This is a genomic window from Pseudomonadota bacterium (assembly GCA_039815145.1).
Taxonomy (GTDB): domain Bacteria; phylum Pseudomonadota; class Gammaproteobacteria; order Steroidobacterales; family JBCBZW01; genus JBCBZW01.
In genome coordinates this window covers 27898-42609 of sequence record JBCBZW010000014.1, presented here as the reverse complement: position 1 = coordinate 42609, position 14712 = coordinate 27898, and the positions used below count along the sequence as shown (strand labels likewise).

At 66.7% G+C, this 14712-nt stretch carries 13 protein-coding genes; 7 read left to right on the top strand and 6 right to left on the bottom strand.

Features of this window, described 5'->3' with window-relative positions:
• Nucleotides 1-7: 7 nt before the first annotated feature.
• The gene (locus AAF184_06245) at nucleotides 8-985 is read right to left on the bottom strand and encodes a sulfotransferase (GenBank protein ID MEO0421914.1); all 978 of its coding nucleotides are present in this window, start codon (nucleotides 983-985) and stop codon (nucleotides 8-10) included.
• A 278-nt stretch (nucleotides 986-1263) separates the two neighbouring features.
• Here AAF184_06245 and AAF184_06240 point away from each other — a divergent pair, with 278 nt between their 5' ends.
• The 3 genes from AAF184_06240 to AAF184_06230 are packed head-to-tail and all read left to right on the top strand — an operon-like array spanning nucleotide 1264 to nucleotide 4398.
• Nucleotides 1264-1830, top strand: coding sequence for a hypothetical protein (locus tag AAF184_06240; GenBank protein MEO0421913.1), 567 nt, complete (start codon nucleotides 1264-1266; stop codon nucleotides 1828-1830).
• A 10-nt stretch (nucleotides 1831-1840) separates the two neighbouring features.
• A complete protein-coding gene (locus AAF184_06235; GenBank protein ID MEO0421912.1) occupies nucleotides 1841-3457 on the top strand; it encodes a hypothetical protein in 1617 nt (538 codons plus the stop codon).
• Nucleotides 3458-3510: 53 nt separating this feature from the next.
• Nucleotides 3511-4398 (top strand): class I SAM-dependent methyltransferase, encoded by an 888-nt coding sequence (locus AAF184_06230; protein ID MEO0421911.1) that lies wholly within the window; start codon nucleotides 3511-3513, stop codon nucleotides 4396-4398.
• 15 nt (nucleotides 4399-4413) lie between these two features.
• Here AAF184_06230 and AAF184_06225 read toward each other — a convergent pair whose 3' ends face one another.
• The 3 genes from AAF184_06225 to AAF184_06215 are packed head-to-tail and all read right to left on the bottom strand — an operon-like array spanning nucleotide 4414 to nucleotide 7803.
• Nucleotides 4414-5241, bottom strand: coding sequence for an ABC transporter permease (locus tag AAF184_06225; protein ID MEO0421910.1), 828 nt, complete (start codon nucleotides 5239-5241; stop codon nucleotides 4414-4416).
• Nucleotides 5238-6173, bottom strand: coding sequence for an ABC transporter permease (locus AAF184_06220; protein ID MEO0421909.1), 936 nt, complete (start codon nucleotides 6171-6173; stop codon nucleotides 5238-5240). The genes AAF184_06225 and AAF184_06220 overlap by 4 nt, the downstream gene beginning before the upstream one ends.
• Nucleotides 6174-6183: 10 nt before the next feature.
• Entirely contained in the window at nucleotides 6184-7803 is a 1620-nt protein-coding gene (locus AAF184_06215; protein MEO0421908.1) for an ABC transporter substrate-binding protein, read from the bottom strand.
• A gap of 89 nt (nucleotides 7804-7892) precedes the next feature.
• Between AAF184_06215 and AAF184_06210 the strand changes: the two genes are divergently transcribed.
• The 4 genes from AAF184_06210 to AAF184_06195 all read left to right on the top strand — a co-directional run bounded on the left by AAF184_06210 (nucleotide 7893) and on the right by AAF184_06195 (nucleotide 11136).
• Nucleotides 7893-8537: a hypothetical protein gene (locus tag AAF184_06210; protein ID MEO0421907.1), complete on the top strand. Its 645-nt coding sequence runs from the start codon at nucleotides 7893-7895 to the stop codon at nucleotides 8535-8537.
• Nucleotides 8538-8624: 87 nt separating this feature from the next.
• Nucleotides 8625-9398, top strand: coding sequence for a pyridoxine 5'-phosphate synthase (locus AAF184_06205; protein ID MEO0421906.1), 774 nt, complete (start codon nucleotides 8625-8627; stop codon nucleotides 9396-9398).
• Between the two features lie 267 nt (nucleotides 9399-9665).
• Nucleotides 9666-10370 carry a hypothetical protein gene (locus AAF184_06200; protein ID MEO0421905.1) on the top strand — a complete coding sequence of 235 codons (705 nt, stop codon included), beginning with the start codon at nucleotides 9666-9668 and terminating at the stop codon, nucleotides 10368-10370.
• A gap of 7 nt (nucleotides 10371-10377) precedes the next feature.
• Complete coding sequence (locus AAF184_06195) at nucleotides 10378-11136, top strand: SprT family zinc-dependent metalloprotease (protein ID MEO0421904.1); 759 nt, start codon at nucleotides 10378-10380, stop codon at nucleotides 11134-11136.
• Nucleotides 11137-11145: 9 nt separating this feature from the next.
• On the opposite strand, the gene AAF184_06190 is transcribed toward AAF184_06195, so the two are convergent.
• A complete protein-coding gene (locus AAF184_06190) occupies nucleotides 11146-11970 on the bottom strand; it encodes an NAD(P)-dependent oxidoreductase (protein ID MEO0421903.1) in 825 nt (274 codons plus the stop codon).
• Between the two features lie 54 nt (nucleotides 11971-12024).
• Nucleotides 12025-14694, bottom strand: a complete 2670-nt coding sequence (gene acnA / locus AAF184_06185; protein ID MEO0421902.1) for an aconitate hydratase AcnA — start codon at nucleotides 14692-14694, stop codon at nucleotides 12025-12027.
• Nucleotides 14695-14712 lie beyond the last annotated feature (18 nt).

Genomic DNA, 14712 nt, shown 5'->3' with positions numbered 1-14712 from the left:
TTGGTGCTCAGGAGTAGCCGAAGCGCTCGGCCATCGCCCGCACCTCGTCGCTGAACCCCACATCGTCCTGGCGCCAGGGCAGGGGGCCGTCGAGGGAACTCGGGCGGATCCGCGCATGGCGCAGGGCGGGCGAGCGCAGGTAGTTGATGTCGTTGCCGAGGTGAGCGCCGAGCGGACCGAGGCTGGCGTAGGGCGAGTCCTCCGGATGCATCATTGCCTCCAGGGCCTCGTCGTCCGTGCGCAGGCCCAGCCAGCGACAGATCTTGCGCAGGGAACTGCTGGGGGCGTTGAGCACGTCTTCACCGCGCAGGGTCATCTGGCGGTGGGCCGGCACATCGGCCAGGGCGTTCACGATGTTCTGTTGCACGTCCAGCCAGGAGATCTGCGGGTCGACCACCGGCGGGTCGGCCGAGTAGTCCACGGAGTTGGAGAGGATCGCCATCATGCCCTTGGCGATCTTCATGATGGAGACGCCCTGGGTACGCGGGTGACGCAGTAGATGCAGGAAATACGCGTCGGGAAATGCCTCCATCAGGCGGGTCAGATACTCCGGCTTGGAGCTGTAGACGGGGCTCTTGTCGACCACCCGCAGGGGCGCGACGCGCTCGCACAGCTCGAAGTAGATGTCCTGGGTGCTGTGATCGAGACGGGTGAGCATCCAGCGCTTGGCCATGTCGACGGACACGAGGCTCTGCTCGGCGCCGTAGAGCTGGGCCACGACGCGCATCAGGCCGTGGATCTGGATCTGCCGGTAGCCGGCGAACTCCTCGATCAGATCACGCACCGTGTCGGTCACGAACAGGTTCAGCTCCGGCATCCCGTAGGCTTGCGGGTGCTGGCCCAGCATGCCGTTGATCAGAGAAGTGAACGAGCGCGGCGACCCCAGGATAAAAAGGGGCGGCGGTGGCGGTTCCAGCTGCCGCAGCGGCACCGCACCGGCGTGGGTGTCGTCGAGGGCAGGGCTGTCGGGTGCGGGCGAGGACATGGGAACCGTTTGGCGTCTCAGTGATCGTCTTATTAGAGGTGCAAGCGCGGCACCATACCAGAGCGACGGCGCCTTGGGAGTGATCTGAGTGTCAGGCTTCGAAGAGGTGAGAACCGTGCGGTGCGCCCGGATACCGGCGTCGCACCTGGGGCACACTCTCAAGCATTTGCCGTATCGCGGTATCATATTGGTTTTGCGGAGATAACCGCACGCCAGTTGGGCAGCGGGCGAGGGTCGCCGCGCTTGCCCGCACACCGCATCGTTGATCGAGAAGGCCGTTGGAAACGAATCGCAGGCTCAACACCGTAGATGCCGATCAGCTGAGCGAGGAAGAGAAAGCTCGCCAGCTGCGTCTGCTCGCCCTGCGTGAGCGGATCTCCCCGGATGCGTCGGTCTCGCCCCTGCTGTCGGGGTCGCCGCCACCACCGCCGCGCGCTGGAGATGCGGCCGATGGCGACGTGCCGCCGGTCGGTGAGTCCGGTGACGAAGGCGAGGAGATCAACGCCTTCCTGAAGACCCTGGTGGACAAGCGCAAGGCCCGCCACCACCAACTGCAGATCATCCAGGACTTCTTCGAGAACCCGGTCGAGTTCGGCGTCGAGATCGACTTCATCCCGAGCGGCACGCCGCTCAGCGAGATCAAGGCGCGCAAGAAGGAACTCGGCTATCGGGTGAAGCTACTGAACAGCGTTCTTGACGCGTTTCAGGGCGAGCTCGCCATGCTCGAGCAAGCCGAGCGCTCCGCCTTGAGTCCCGCCGCCGAGGCGCAGGCCGAACAGGGCGGCGCCCGCACCCGAGAGGACATCCACCCGCAGCTGCCCGCCGCGGACGGCAAGGAGGGCTAGGGTGGTCAGCGTGATCGCTAGGCCGCGCCCCTACGAGCCGGCCCCCAACCGCGGCCTGGGCCTGGACCAGTTCCGCATGATCGCGCCGAACGGTTTCGGTGATGGTCACAACAGTTTTCCCCATTCGGTCGCCTGGTTCCGAGATCGCGTGTACGTCGGTACCACGCGCTCGAACTTCCAGATGATCAAGATCCAGCACACCTTCAAGAACATGCCTGTGCCCCTGTGGCCGGTGGAGGGCCCGGACGACGCCGAGGGCCTCTACCGCGATCTGGACCGACGCGCCCAGATCTGGGCCTTCGACCCGAAGACCGGTGTGTGGGACCTGGTGCACTCTGCCCCCGAGGTGCCGGCGATCGGCGGCCACTTCGGCATGGTGGCGCGGGAGACGGGCTTTCGCAGCATGGCCGTGTTCCAGGGCGAGTCCGACGATGAGCCAGCGCTCTACGCCGCCACCTGGGCGGTGAGCCGTTCTCCCGGCGCCCTGTTGTTGCGCTCGACCGACGGCAAGGAATTCCACCCGGTCTCGCCCTTCGGCATCATCGAGGGCCTGCCCGTTACCGCCACGCGCGTGCTGATCCCCTTCAAGGGGCGACTGTTCACCTCCCCCACGGGCACCCGCGGCTTCGACGTGAAGTTCGTCATCAACGTCTCCGGCAACCCGGTGATCTACGAGAGTCGGGACCCCGCCAACGGTAACTGGGTGCCGGTCAACGAGCCGGGCTTCGGCAACCCGGACAACCAGGGCGTGCTGATGCTCTGTGAGTTCCAGGACCGCCTCTACGCCACCACCTTCAACAACAACGGCTTCGAGGTGTGGTGGAGCGATTGTGAGGGCGAGCCTCCCTACCGATGGGAGAAGGTGCTCGACAAGGGCGGCGGTCGGGGCGCCGAGAACCAGATCGGCGTGACCATGCACGTGTTCAAGGGTGCGCTCTACATCGGCACGGCGATCCAGAACGGTGGCAACGATCTCAACAACAAGATCGGCCCTGCAGGGTCCGAGGTGATCCGCATCAACGCGGACCATACCTGGGACCTCATCATCGGCAGCGCGCGCTACACGGACCAGGGTAAGAAGATACCGCTCAGCGGCGTGGCCGCCGGCTTTGGCAACGTGTTCAACGGCTACTTCTGGTCAATGACCGCGCACGACGGCTGGCTATATGTCGGGTCGATGAACTCGACGATCTGGGTACGATTCTTGAACAGCGATGCCTACAATGCCGGCATACGCAACGTGGTTGGCCACGTGGGCGCCGAGAACATCGTGGATAACGAAGGGGGCTGCTCCCTTTGGCGCACGGCAGATGGTGAGAACTGGATGCCTGTCACCAAGGTCGGCTTCGATAACAGGTACAATCTCGGAATCCGTAACCTCCTGTCTACGCCCCACGGCCTGGTGGCTGCCGTGGCCAATCCCTTCGGTCCCCGCGTCGCCGTACGCGGTGACAATGAAGAGTGGCACTACACGGACAACCCGCGCGGGGGCTGTGAGATGTGGTTCGGACGCTTCTGGGATGAGGATCCGCCGGAGCACCCACTACGCCGCTGCGCTGACAGCGTATCGGCCTGGATGGAGTCTTCACGGGGAGAGGCAACCGCCTGGTTAGGCGGTGACGAATAATTTCTAAACGTAACACCCACCATCAACAACACACACAAATGGCGGCAGACCCAATGGAAGTTGTAACTACTTACGAACCGTACGCGCAGGAGCCGGAGTACATCGGGGCCAACAAAGCCCTGCTCGAGACCATTGAACTCGGTCCGGTAAGGCGCGTGCTCGACCTCGCTTGTGGCACGGGCCTGATGACCGATCTGCTGATGCAGCTCAAGCCCGGTATCGCCGTCAATGGCATCGACCTGTCCGGTGAGTCCCTCGCCATCGGCCGCCGCCAGCTGCGCGAGAAGGGCCTGCTGGTCGAGTCGCAGGAAGACCTCGACGCTGCCGCCGCCGAAGGGCGCAGCGCCATGTTCATGGTGGAAGGCAGCGCCATGGACCTGGATCACTTCGCCGACAACACCTTCGACATGTGCATGATCGGCAACGCCATCCACCTGATGCCGGACAAAGACCAGTTCGTGCGCAACGTGTACCGCGTGCTCAAGCCCGGTGCGCCGTTCACCTTCAACTCCGTGTTCTTCACCGGCACCTTCGGCGAGGGCAGCGAGCCGGTGTACAAGGAGTGGATGATGGGCGCCGTGAACCTCCTCATGGAGAAGAACGCGGAGCTGATCAAGGAAGGCAAACCCGCCATCAAGCGCAAGCGCGGCACGGCGGGCAAGGCCTTCGACAAGGATTGGAAGACGCCTGAGGGCTGGGCCGGTGTGCTCGAGCAGGCAGGCTTCGACGTGGAGCGCGTCTACAAGCGTCCGATCCCCATCGACCAGCGCGGCCTCGAACTCGTGGGCGCCTACGGCGGTCTCGCCGAGGTGCTGATGAGCGGCTACCCCGTCGATGTGTCCAGTGAGTGCTTGCAGTACGCCGTCGGCCCCGCCTTCGAGAAGATGGGCGTGACCGAGGTGATGCGTTACTGGCTGGAAGTGACCGGCGTCAAGAAGTAGGCGCTAACTTCGGCGCTAGGCGCGGCGTGCGTGTCCGCCAGACGCGTTCGCCGCATCGCCGATCAGGTTCAAGGCCATCACGGTGAGCACCATCGCGCTCGCCGGCACCAGGCAGATGTGGGGGCGAGTCTCTAGGGAGGCTCGCCCCTCTGCGATCATGCCCCCCCAACTCGGCGTGGGCGGGCTGACCCCGAGGCCCAGATATCCCAGGGCGCCCTCCAGCACGACCACCACGGCCGCCACCAGCGTGGCAAGCGTGAGCAGCGCCGGCAGCACGTTGGGGAGCACGTGGTGGCGAAGCACCGTGAGATGGCCCGCGCCGAGCGAGCGCGCGGCGTCCACGTAGGGCAGTTGGGTGACCACCCCGGCGCGCACCCGCGCCACGCGAGCGAACACCGGCGTGCTGAGTAGACCTAAGGTCCACACCAGGGTCGTGACCGATCCCCCGATGGATACGGCGAGCAGCATGGCGATGAGCAGGGCGGGCACGGCCAGCAACGTGTCGGTGAACAACCGCGTCAGCCGCTCCATCCATCCCCCAAGATAGGCAGCCAACACGCCCAGGCCACCTCCCACGACCAGCCCCAGTAGCGGGCAGAACACGGCCACCGCGAGGGAGACCCGGCCGCCGTGCAGGACACGGCTCAGCAGGTCTCGGCCAAAGCTGTCGGTGCCTAGGGGATGGCTCGGCGTCGGCAGGGCTCGCCGGTCGCCGAGGGCCATCGCGGTGGGATCGGCCAGGGGCCAGAGATCGGCGGTCAAGGCCCCCCCGGCGATCACCACCAACCACAGGCCGGCGATCCACCGGGTGGGGCCAACGCGGGCTCGCACCGCGCCACTCACGCGTGCGCCTTCCGGCTTCTGGGATCGAGCCAGGCGGCGAGGCCGTCGGCGAGCAGATTCGCGAGCACGAAGATGGCGGCCACGATCAGGACGCAGCTTTGCACCGTGGGCAGGTCGCGTGCGAGGACAGCATCCTTCAAGAGTCGGCCCATGCCGGGCAGGGCGAAGATCGATTCGATCACCACGGCGCCCGCCATGAGGTGGCCCACGTTGAGGGCGACCAGCGTGATCAGTGGCAGGGACGCTGCGCGCAGCACGTCTCGCAGGAGCAGCGACCCTTCGCTGGCACCGAAGGCACGCGCCGTGCGAGCCCAGGGCTGACCTAGGAGATCCAATAGTTCATGGCGCAGCATTCGCAGGTAGATCGGCAGTTCCACCAATGCCAGGCTGAGGGCTGGGAGGAGCAGCGCGCGAAGGACGTCGAGGGCGCCAGCGCCGGCCGTGGGGTAGCCGCTCGCAGGAAGCCAGCCGAGGGTGATGGCGAAGAGTAGAATTAGGCCCAAGGCGAGCACGTAGGCCGGGGTCGAGAGGGCGATGAAGCTCAGGGCGCCGACCAGTCGGTCGATCGCTCCCCGCGGTCGGCGAGTGCTGGCCAGGGCCGCAGGCACGGCCAGGCCGAGAGCGATGGCTTGGGTCAGCAGCATCAGTGCGGCGGATACGCCGAGGCGATCGGCAACGGTGGGGCCCACGGCGACGCCCGTGCGCAGGGAGGTGCCGAAGTCCCCGCGTACGGCGTGACTCAGCCAATCGACGTAGCGGCTCAACCACGGGCGATCGAGGCCCAACTCTGCGCGCAGGGCGGCCACCTGCTCGGTCGTCGCGCTTTCCCCCAGGGCGGCGATGGCCGCATCGCCGGGCAGCGCGTCGGTCAGGTAGAAACCACCGAGACTCGCCAACACACCCACGGCGAGCAAATGCAGTAGGCGCTCCAAATGGGCCGCCTCAGGGCGTGGCGTCGGGTGCCGCGGCGATACCGCGGACGCTCAACAATCCCCCGCGCAGGGAGAGGGCGCCGGCCAGATCCGCTCGCGCGATGGCGAAGTAGGTGTTCTCGCCGAGGTAGAGGTAGGGCACTTGATCGGCGAGGTAGCGTTCCAAGGCGCAGTACGCTTCCTGTCGCTGGGCGCCGTCCACCGTGCTACGGGCCGCCGCCAGGAGTTCGTCGAGTTCCGCCGATGCCACCCCGGTGACGTTGAAGGGACTGGCCGAGTGGAAGAGGCCGTAGAGGTCGGGGTCCGGATCGACGGAATCGCGCAAGCGCCAGGGGCCCACCTGGAAGCGCCGGCGGAACACGCTCGTGACCAGCTGAACCTGCTCGGTGGGTTGGAGGGTGACGTCGATGCCGACCGCTTGCCAGAACTGCTGGAAGATCTGACCGGCCGCCTGGCCCCGCGGTGTCGCAGTGTGGCCGAAGGTCACGGTGACGGGCTCGCCGTAGTCGGCCAGCAGGCGCTTGGCTTGTTCGGGATCGAAGGCGGGCCAGTGAGCGTCGCAACGAAAAGGGGAGCCTGGGCCGAAGGGGTCCTCAGCGGCTAGCACGCCGTCCTCGGACACGGCGGCGACGTAGGCGGCGGAGTCGCTTGCGTGGGCCAGGGCTCGGCGCACGCGCACATCGTCGAAGGGCGCCTGGCGCGTGTTCAGGACCAGCAGGCGGGCACCCGCCCCGCGGCGACGCACTACACGTAAGCCGAGCACCTCCGCGCGCGCGGCGCTGCTTCCATCCAACGTCCAGATCAGGTCTACATCACCGGCACGCAGGGCGGCGAGGCGGCCCTGCTGGTCCGGGAGGATGCGGTACTCGATCGTGGCCGGCCGGGCGATAGCGTCATCGGGCTGCGCTGCCCAGTACTGATCGAAGCGCTCGAGGACGACTGCCTCGCCGTCGCGCCATTGGCTGAACCGATAGGGGCCCGTGCCCACGGGGGAGCGGTTGAACGACTCGCCATCCTCGTGGGAGGCGGGTGAACCGATCAACGACACCACGGAGGGCTCACCGAGTACGGCAGGCAGGGCGGCCCAGGGGCTCGACAGCTCGAAGCGCAGTTTGTACTCGGAGACGACCACAACCTCCTGCAACGGCCCCAGGAAAGGGCGGCAGGCGCAGCGATTGGCCGGATCGATCAAGCGCGTGAAGTGGTGGGCGACGGCGGCCGCATCCAGCGCCGTACCGTCATGAAAGCGCACGCCCTCGCGCAGGATCATGGTCCATGTGCGCAGATCTGGTGCGGGCTCGAGGGAGAGCGCAAGCTGCGGTTGGATCGCGCCGCTCTCATCGAGGGTGATCAGCGTATCGAAGACCGCGTCCGCCACGGTGAGGGTGCTGACGCCCATCAAGCGGGTGCGTAGGGGGTCGAAGCCCTGCAGGTCCGCTTCCAGGCCGATGCGAAGGGTGCTCGGAACATCGGTGTCTTGGGTCGGCCCAGCACCTACGTCATCGATGTCGGTGGTGGGCGCCGGCGAGCAGGCGGACAGGCCGGTAAACGTGATCAGAATCGCCCCGAGGGCGACGAGGTGAGCCCGCGGCGAGCGCCGCTGGGCATGCTGGCGGGAGATCGGGTGCATGTACCAGAGTTTACATCGCACTCGCGGCAGCTTCGGGTAGAATTCGCGCATCGCTGAAACGGATCAGCGGCCCAACAAAGGAGTGTTCTATGAACTTCAGCCGTACCCTAGCCACCGTCGCCCTCGCTGGCGTGGTCGCCTCCGCTACCGCTTACGCCCAGGATTCGTCCCGTTGGGACGAGCTCGATCCCGACACGCAGGCCAAGCTTCTCGAGGAGTGGGAGTCGAAGTCGCCGGAAGAGCAGGCTGCGTTCAAGGAGAACGTGCAGGAGCGCCGCGCCCGTTTCCAGGAACTCTCGCCGGAGCAGCAGGAAGCGATGCGTTCTCGCCGCGAAGCCAACAAGGCCGAGTACCAGAACCTGAGTGACGAAGAAAAGGCTGCTGCCCGCGAGCAGGCTAAGGAGCGTCGCGGCCAGTTCCGCAACATGTCCGAGGAAGAGCGCCAGGAGATGCGCGCCCGTCGCGGCGAAGGCAGTGCTGCCGGCCGTGGTGGCAACCGCGACCGCATGGTCGAGGGCATGCAAGAGCGGGCCAAGGACATGACCCCGGAAGAGCGTGAGGCTGCCCGTGAGCAGATGCGTTCTCGCGCCGGTGAGATGTCCAAGGAAGATCGTGCCGCTCGCCGCGAAGAGATGCGTGGCCGCGCTGCGGACATGACCCAGGAAGAGCGCGACAACGCGCGCAAGAAGTGGGAAAACCGTAAGGACAAGGACGACGGCGACAACCGTCGCTAAGACCTGAGAGCACGCGATTCGTCGCGCGAGGGCCGGGGCGAAAGCCTCGGCCCTCGTTTCGTTCTTCTCCGCGCAAAAGGGGGGGGCATGACAGCCGCACTTAGCGTAAACGTTAACAAGGTGGCGTGGCTGCGCAACGCGCGCATGGGCCAGGATCCTGATGTACGGGAGATGGCGCAGCTCTGCGTAGATGCCGGCGCCGACGGCATCACCGTTCACCCACGTCCCGACCAACGCCATATCCGACCGGACGATGTGCGCACCCTGGCGACGGCGCTGGCGCCGCAGGGCGTTGAGCTGAACGTGGAGGGCAATCCCTTCAGCGGCCCGACCGACGATGGCTACCCGGGGTTCCTCGCGCTGTGCCGGGAGGTGCGGCCCGCCCAGGTGACGCTGGTGCCCGACGCCGACGACCAGCTCACCTCCGATCACGGGTGGCAGATTGCGCCCCATGCGCAACGCCTGGCGCCCATCGTGGCGAGCCTGCGCGAGCAGGGCGCACGGGTCAGTCTGTTCGTGGATCCCGGCTGTGCCGAACTCGAGGCGATCGCAGCTCTGGGTGCCCATCGCGTCGAGCTGTACACCGAGGGATACGCGCGCTTGTTCCGAGCGGAGAACGGCTCGGGCGCAGCGCTGCAGCAGACCCTGGAGGCCTACGCGGCCACGGCGCGGGACGCGCACGCGGCTGGCCTCGAGGTCAACGCCGGACACGATCTGAACCTGCACAACCTCACCGCCTTCTGCGCTGCAGTGCCGAACGTGCTCGAAGTGTCGATCGGTCAGGCGCTGATCGCCGATGCCCTGCGTTTTGGCCTTGCCGAGACCGTGCGTCGCTACCAGACGGCGATCGCCAAGGCCTGAGCTGCGAGGGTCGCCCCGGCCCCCTCGAGCCGCCCCCAGCGCTGCCCCCAAAGGGAGCAGGGGACGCGCCGAAATCGAGCGTCGTGAACGACTTGCGCAAATGCGTGAGTGTGCAATGATGTGCGGGTTGCCAAACAAATACGCGGTGAGCTAGGGAGAGGCCGCCGCGAGGCAATGTTCGGTGTCGCGTACGCGTTCGCAGGTACGCAGCGTCGTTCCCATAACAAGAACTCCAAAGAACAATTCGGACACATCCCGGGGGGTGCTATGGGGAGTCGCGTCTACGCGATCCTGCTCACCGCCGTTGTGGCTGCCACGGCAGGCTGCAACGGCGCGGTGAGTGAAGACATCCGCGTGCTGGCAGGAAGTACCGGCCACGCGGGGGCGATCAGTGTGAACGGCAATGTGCTCGTCGCCGAGCGCGTTGCAGCGGATGGTGGGGCCTTCCGCACGGTTAACGGCGATATCCATATCGGGGCGGGCGCGCAGGTCGATGCCTGTACTTCCGTGCACGGTCGGATCACGGTGGGTGAGGGTGCGAGGACCGGCCCGCTGGAAGCGGTCAACGGCGATCTCGCCGTAGCGCGCGCGGCGTTGGTGAACGGACCTATCAATCTCGTTAACGGCAAGGTGTCGATCGAAGATGAGGTCCGCGTGGTCGGCGGTGTGGGCACCGTCAACGGGGAAATCCAGATTCGTGGCAGCGTGGTAGGCGGCGACGTGGTGAACTACAACGGCGGCATCACCCTGACCGAAGGCACCGAGGTGCTGGGCGACGTCATCGTGCGCGACACGGTGGGGGTCAACGGGCAGCGCGTGCCGCGGGTCGTCATCGGCCCCAACAGCGTGGTGGCCGGACGCCTGGTCTTCGAGCGCCCCGTTCGCCTCTACATCCACGAGACGGCCACGGTGGCGGACACCGGTGGCTTTGCGAGCGCAACCTTCTCTACCGCCTCCTGGGATGGCCGCTGAGGAGCCGGTGAGCGGGGTTCAGCTGACCCTGCCGGAGCGCGACGCCACCAGCAACGTGCTGGAGGGCCTGACCGTTCGCGAGAGCGCTCGCGCCAAGCGGCTGTCGATTCACGTGTGTCCGCACAAGGGCGTGGAGGTGGTCGTGCCACGCGCCACCTCGGCCGCCCGCGTGCAGCGTTTCGTGGAGGAGCAGCGGGGCTGGATTGAGCAAACCCGCGCGCGGCTGGTCGCTACGCCCTGCGCCGCCTTCGACCAGTCCCTGCCGGAACACGTGGACCTGCGCGCCATCGACGGCGCCTGGCGCGTGGAGTTGGTGCCCGAGGAAGCCCTTGCCGGCGGCCGTATCCGCCTCAGTGAATCCGCGACCGCGCTGCGCCTGCACGGCAACACAACCGACTCTGCCAAGGCGCGCGATGAGCTGCGGCGATGGCTGGCGGCCAAGGGCCGCACCTACCTGGTGCCCTGGATCGCCCGTCTTGCCAAACACCACGGGTTCGAACACGGCCGCATTCAGGTGCGCGGCCAGAAGACCCGCTGGGGCAGCTGTTCTTCACGCGGCACCCTGAGCTTGAACTATTCGCTCCTGTTCCTGGAGCCGCCCCTGGTGCGGTACCTGATGCTGCACGAGTTAGCGCACACGCGGGTCATGGCGCACAACGATCGCTTCTGGTCGTTGGTCTGCGCCATGGAGCCCAGGGCACGGCAACTCGACCGACAGCTCAACGACGCCTGGCGCGACATCCCCGGGTGGGCGATCCCGCGCTAGCGCTGCGGGTCAATTGATAAACAGGTCGTTGATGAGCGGCTCGCCGGGCTCTACTGCGTAGTCGCGAAGGTCATCCACTCCTTCCTGGCGCAGCACCTGCTCGTCCGTGTAGAAGTTCCCCGTGCAACTGCTCGCCTCCCGGGTCACCACGGCGTGCACCGCGTCGGCCATGATGCTGGCCTTGCGCGTGTGCTTATGGTCGACGGGCCCGTTGGCCATGATCAGGGCGGAGGTGGCGATCGCCGTGCGCGGCCACAGGGCGTTGACCCCGATGCGAGGTGACGCGCACTCGGCGGCGAGGCCCATGGCGACCATGCTCATCGCGTACTTCGAGACCGTGTAGGCCGTGTGATCCTTGAACCACTTCGGCTCCATGCTGATCGGTGGTGAGATGTTGAGGATGTGCGGGTTCTCCGAGCGCCCCAGGCTCTCCAAGCAGGCGCGAGACATGGCGAACACGCCGCGCACGTTGATATCGAACATGAGATCGAAGCGCTTCATCTCCGTCTCGAGCGCACGGCTGAGGCTGATCGCACCCGCATTGTTGATAAGCACATCGATGCCGCCGACGGCGTCGACCGCTTGCGCCACCGCCGCCTCGATCTGATCTTCGAAGCGGATGTCCATCTTGACGGCCAGGGCCTTGCCGCCGGCGGACTCCACATCGCGGGCCGCGGTGTGGATAGTCCCCGGGAGCGTGGGGTGCTTCTCGTCCGTCTTCGCCGCCACCACCACGTTGGCGCCGTCGCGAGCAGCGCGCAAGGCGATGGCGTGGCCGATGCCTCGGCTGGCGCCGGTGATGAAGACGGTCTTGCCGCTCAGTGTTCTGGACATGGATTCACTCCGATGGAAGCAGGACGTTGTTCTTTCTGTTGGGGCCCGCAGGGGTCACGTCGTCGCCAACTGGCGCAGCACGTACTGCAGGATCCCGCCGTGGCGGTAGTAGTCGCGTTCCTTGGGCGTATCGATGCGCACCAGGGCCTCGAAGCTGCGCGGTGCACCGCTGTCGGGTGCCACGCGGATCGTGACCCGCTCGGCGTTGCCGCCGTCAAGGCCCTCCACGTGGAAGATCTCCTCGCCGGTAAGGCCCAAGGACGCGGCGTCCTCGCCGCCCTGGAACTGCAGGGGCAATACGCCCATACCGATCAGATTCGATCGGTGAATGCGTTCGTAGCTCTTGGCCAGCACAGCGCGCACGCCGAGCAGCAGCGTGCCCTTGGCGGCCCAATCGCGGCTCGAGCCGGTGCCGTATTCGGCGCCGGCGATCACCAGCAGCGGCGTGTGCTCGGTCGCGTAGCGCACCGATGCGTCGTAGATGGACATCTGCTCCCCGGAGGGGATGTGGCGAGTCCAGCCGCCCTCCGTGCCCGGTGCCAACTGATTGCGCAGGCGGATGTTGGCGAAGGTGCCGCGCATCATGACCTCGTGATTGCCGCGCCTCGACCCGTAGGAGTTGAAGTCCTTGACGTCCACGCCGTGCTCGGTGAGGTAGCGCGCCGCGGGCGAGTCCTTGGCGATGCTGCCGGCGGGGGAGATGTGATCCGTGGTCACCGTGTCGCCGAGCAGAGCCAGCACCCGCGCGCCCTGGATCTCTTCGATCGCGCCTGGCGTCGCTTCCAGACCCTCGAAGTAGGGCGGCTTGCGCACGTATGTGGAGTCTCCGTCCCAGGCGAACTGGCCGCCGGTGGGCACGGGCAGGGCGCGCCAGTGCTCGTCACCGGTGAAGACGTCCTCGTAGGTGGAGGAGAACATGTTGGCGTCGAGGGACGTGCCCGTGGCGGCCTGGACGTCCTGCGGCGACGGCCAGATATCGCGCAGGAAGATCGCGTTGCCGGCGGCGTCGTGGCCCAGGGGCTCGTGTTGCAGATCGATCTGCATCGTGCCGGCGATGGCGTAGGCGACCACCAGGGGCGGTGAGGCCAGGAAGTTCATGCGCACCAGCGGATGGATGCGGCCCTCGAAGTTGCGATTGCCGGAGAGCACCGAACACGCGGTCAGCTTGCCCTCGGTCACCGCGTCCGCGATCTCTCGGCGCAGGGGCCCTGAGTTGCCGATGCAGGTGGTGCAGCCGTAGCCCACCACGTGAAAGCCCAGGGCTTCGAGGTCAGCGAGGAGGTCCGCTTTCTCGAGGTAGCGGGTCACCACCTGGGAGCCGGGCGCCAGGCTCGTCTTCACCCAGGGCTTGGTGCGCAAGCCGCGGGCGCGTGCGTTGCGGGCGAGGAGGCCGGCGCCGATCATGACTGCCGGGTTGGAGGTGTTCGTGCAGCTGGTGATGGCGGCGATCAGTACGGCGCCGTCGTGCAGGGTTTCCGTCTCACCTGCGGGGGTTTCGAAGGTGGTGCTGGCGCTGCCAGCGCCGGCGTCGGTGAGGTGCTGGGTGATGGCCGCTTTGGCCTGGCTGATGGCGATGCGGTCCTGGGGTCGGCGTGGACCGGCGATGCTCGGCTCCACGCTCGCGAGGTCCAGCTCCAGCACTTGCGAGTAGCGCGCTGGCGCCGCGCCTGACTCGCGCCACATGCCCTGCGCCTTGGCGTAGTCCCGCACCAGGGCGATGTGCTGCTCGCTGCGCCCGGACAGGGCCATGTAGCGCAAGGTTTCCTCATCGATCGGGAAGATGCCGCAGGTGGAGCCGAACTCCGGTGCCATGTTGCCGAGGGTGGCACGGTCCGCCAGTGGCAGATGGTCGAGGCCATCACCGAAGAACTCCACAAACTTACCGACCACCCCGAGGTCGCGCAGCATCTCGGTGCAGGTGAGCACCAGGTCCGTGGCGGTGGCGCCTTCGGCGAGCTTGCCCGTGAGTCGAAAACCCACCACCTCGGGCACCAGCATCGTGATCGCCTGGCCGAGCATGGCCGCTTCCGCTTCGATGCCACCGACGCCCCAGCCGAGCACGCCGATGCCGTTGATCATCGTGGTGTGCGAGTCGGTGCCCACCACCGTGTCCGGGTAGAGCAGGGCGCGGCCGTCGCCGCCGTCGGCCTCGCGGCTGAAGACCACCCGCGCGAGGCGCTCGAGGTTCACCTGGTGCACGATGCCCGTGTTCGGCGGCACCACGGCGAAGTTGTCGAAGGCCTTCTGGCCCCAGCGCAGAAAGGTGTAGCGCTCGCGATTGCGTTCGAACTCGATCTGCGTGTTGCGCGCCAACGCATCGGCGGCGCCGTACACATCCACCTGCACGGAGTGATCGATGACCAGCTCGGCCGGTGACTGGGGATTGATCACGGACGGATCCCCGCCGAGGTCAGCGACCGCATCGCGCATAGTGGCAAGATCAACGACCGCCGGCACACCGGTGAAGTCCTGCATGATCACCCGGGCGGGGGTGAATGCGATCTCGCCCCCGCGGCCGGCGCTTGGGTCCCAGGCGGCGAGGGCCTTGATGTCCTCGGCCGTGACGTCCGTGCCGTCCTCGTGGCGCAGCAGATTCTCGAGCAGGATCTTCAGGGAGTAGGGCAGGCTCGGCAGATCGATGCCAGGAATGGCGCTCAGGCGGTAGTAGTCGTAGTGCTGACCGTTGGACTCGAGCGTGTCGCGCGCGTTGAAAGAGTCAGTCATGCCGTCTCCAGTGCTGCG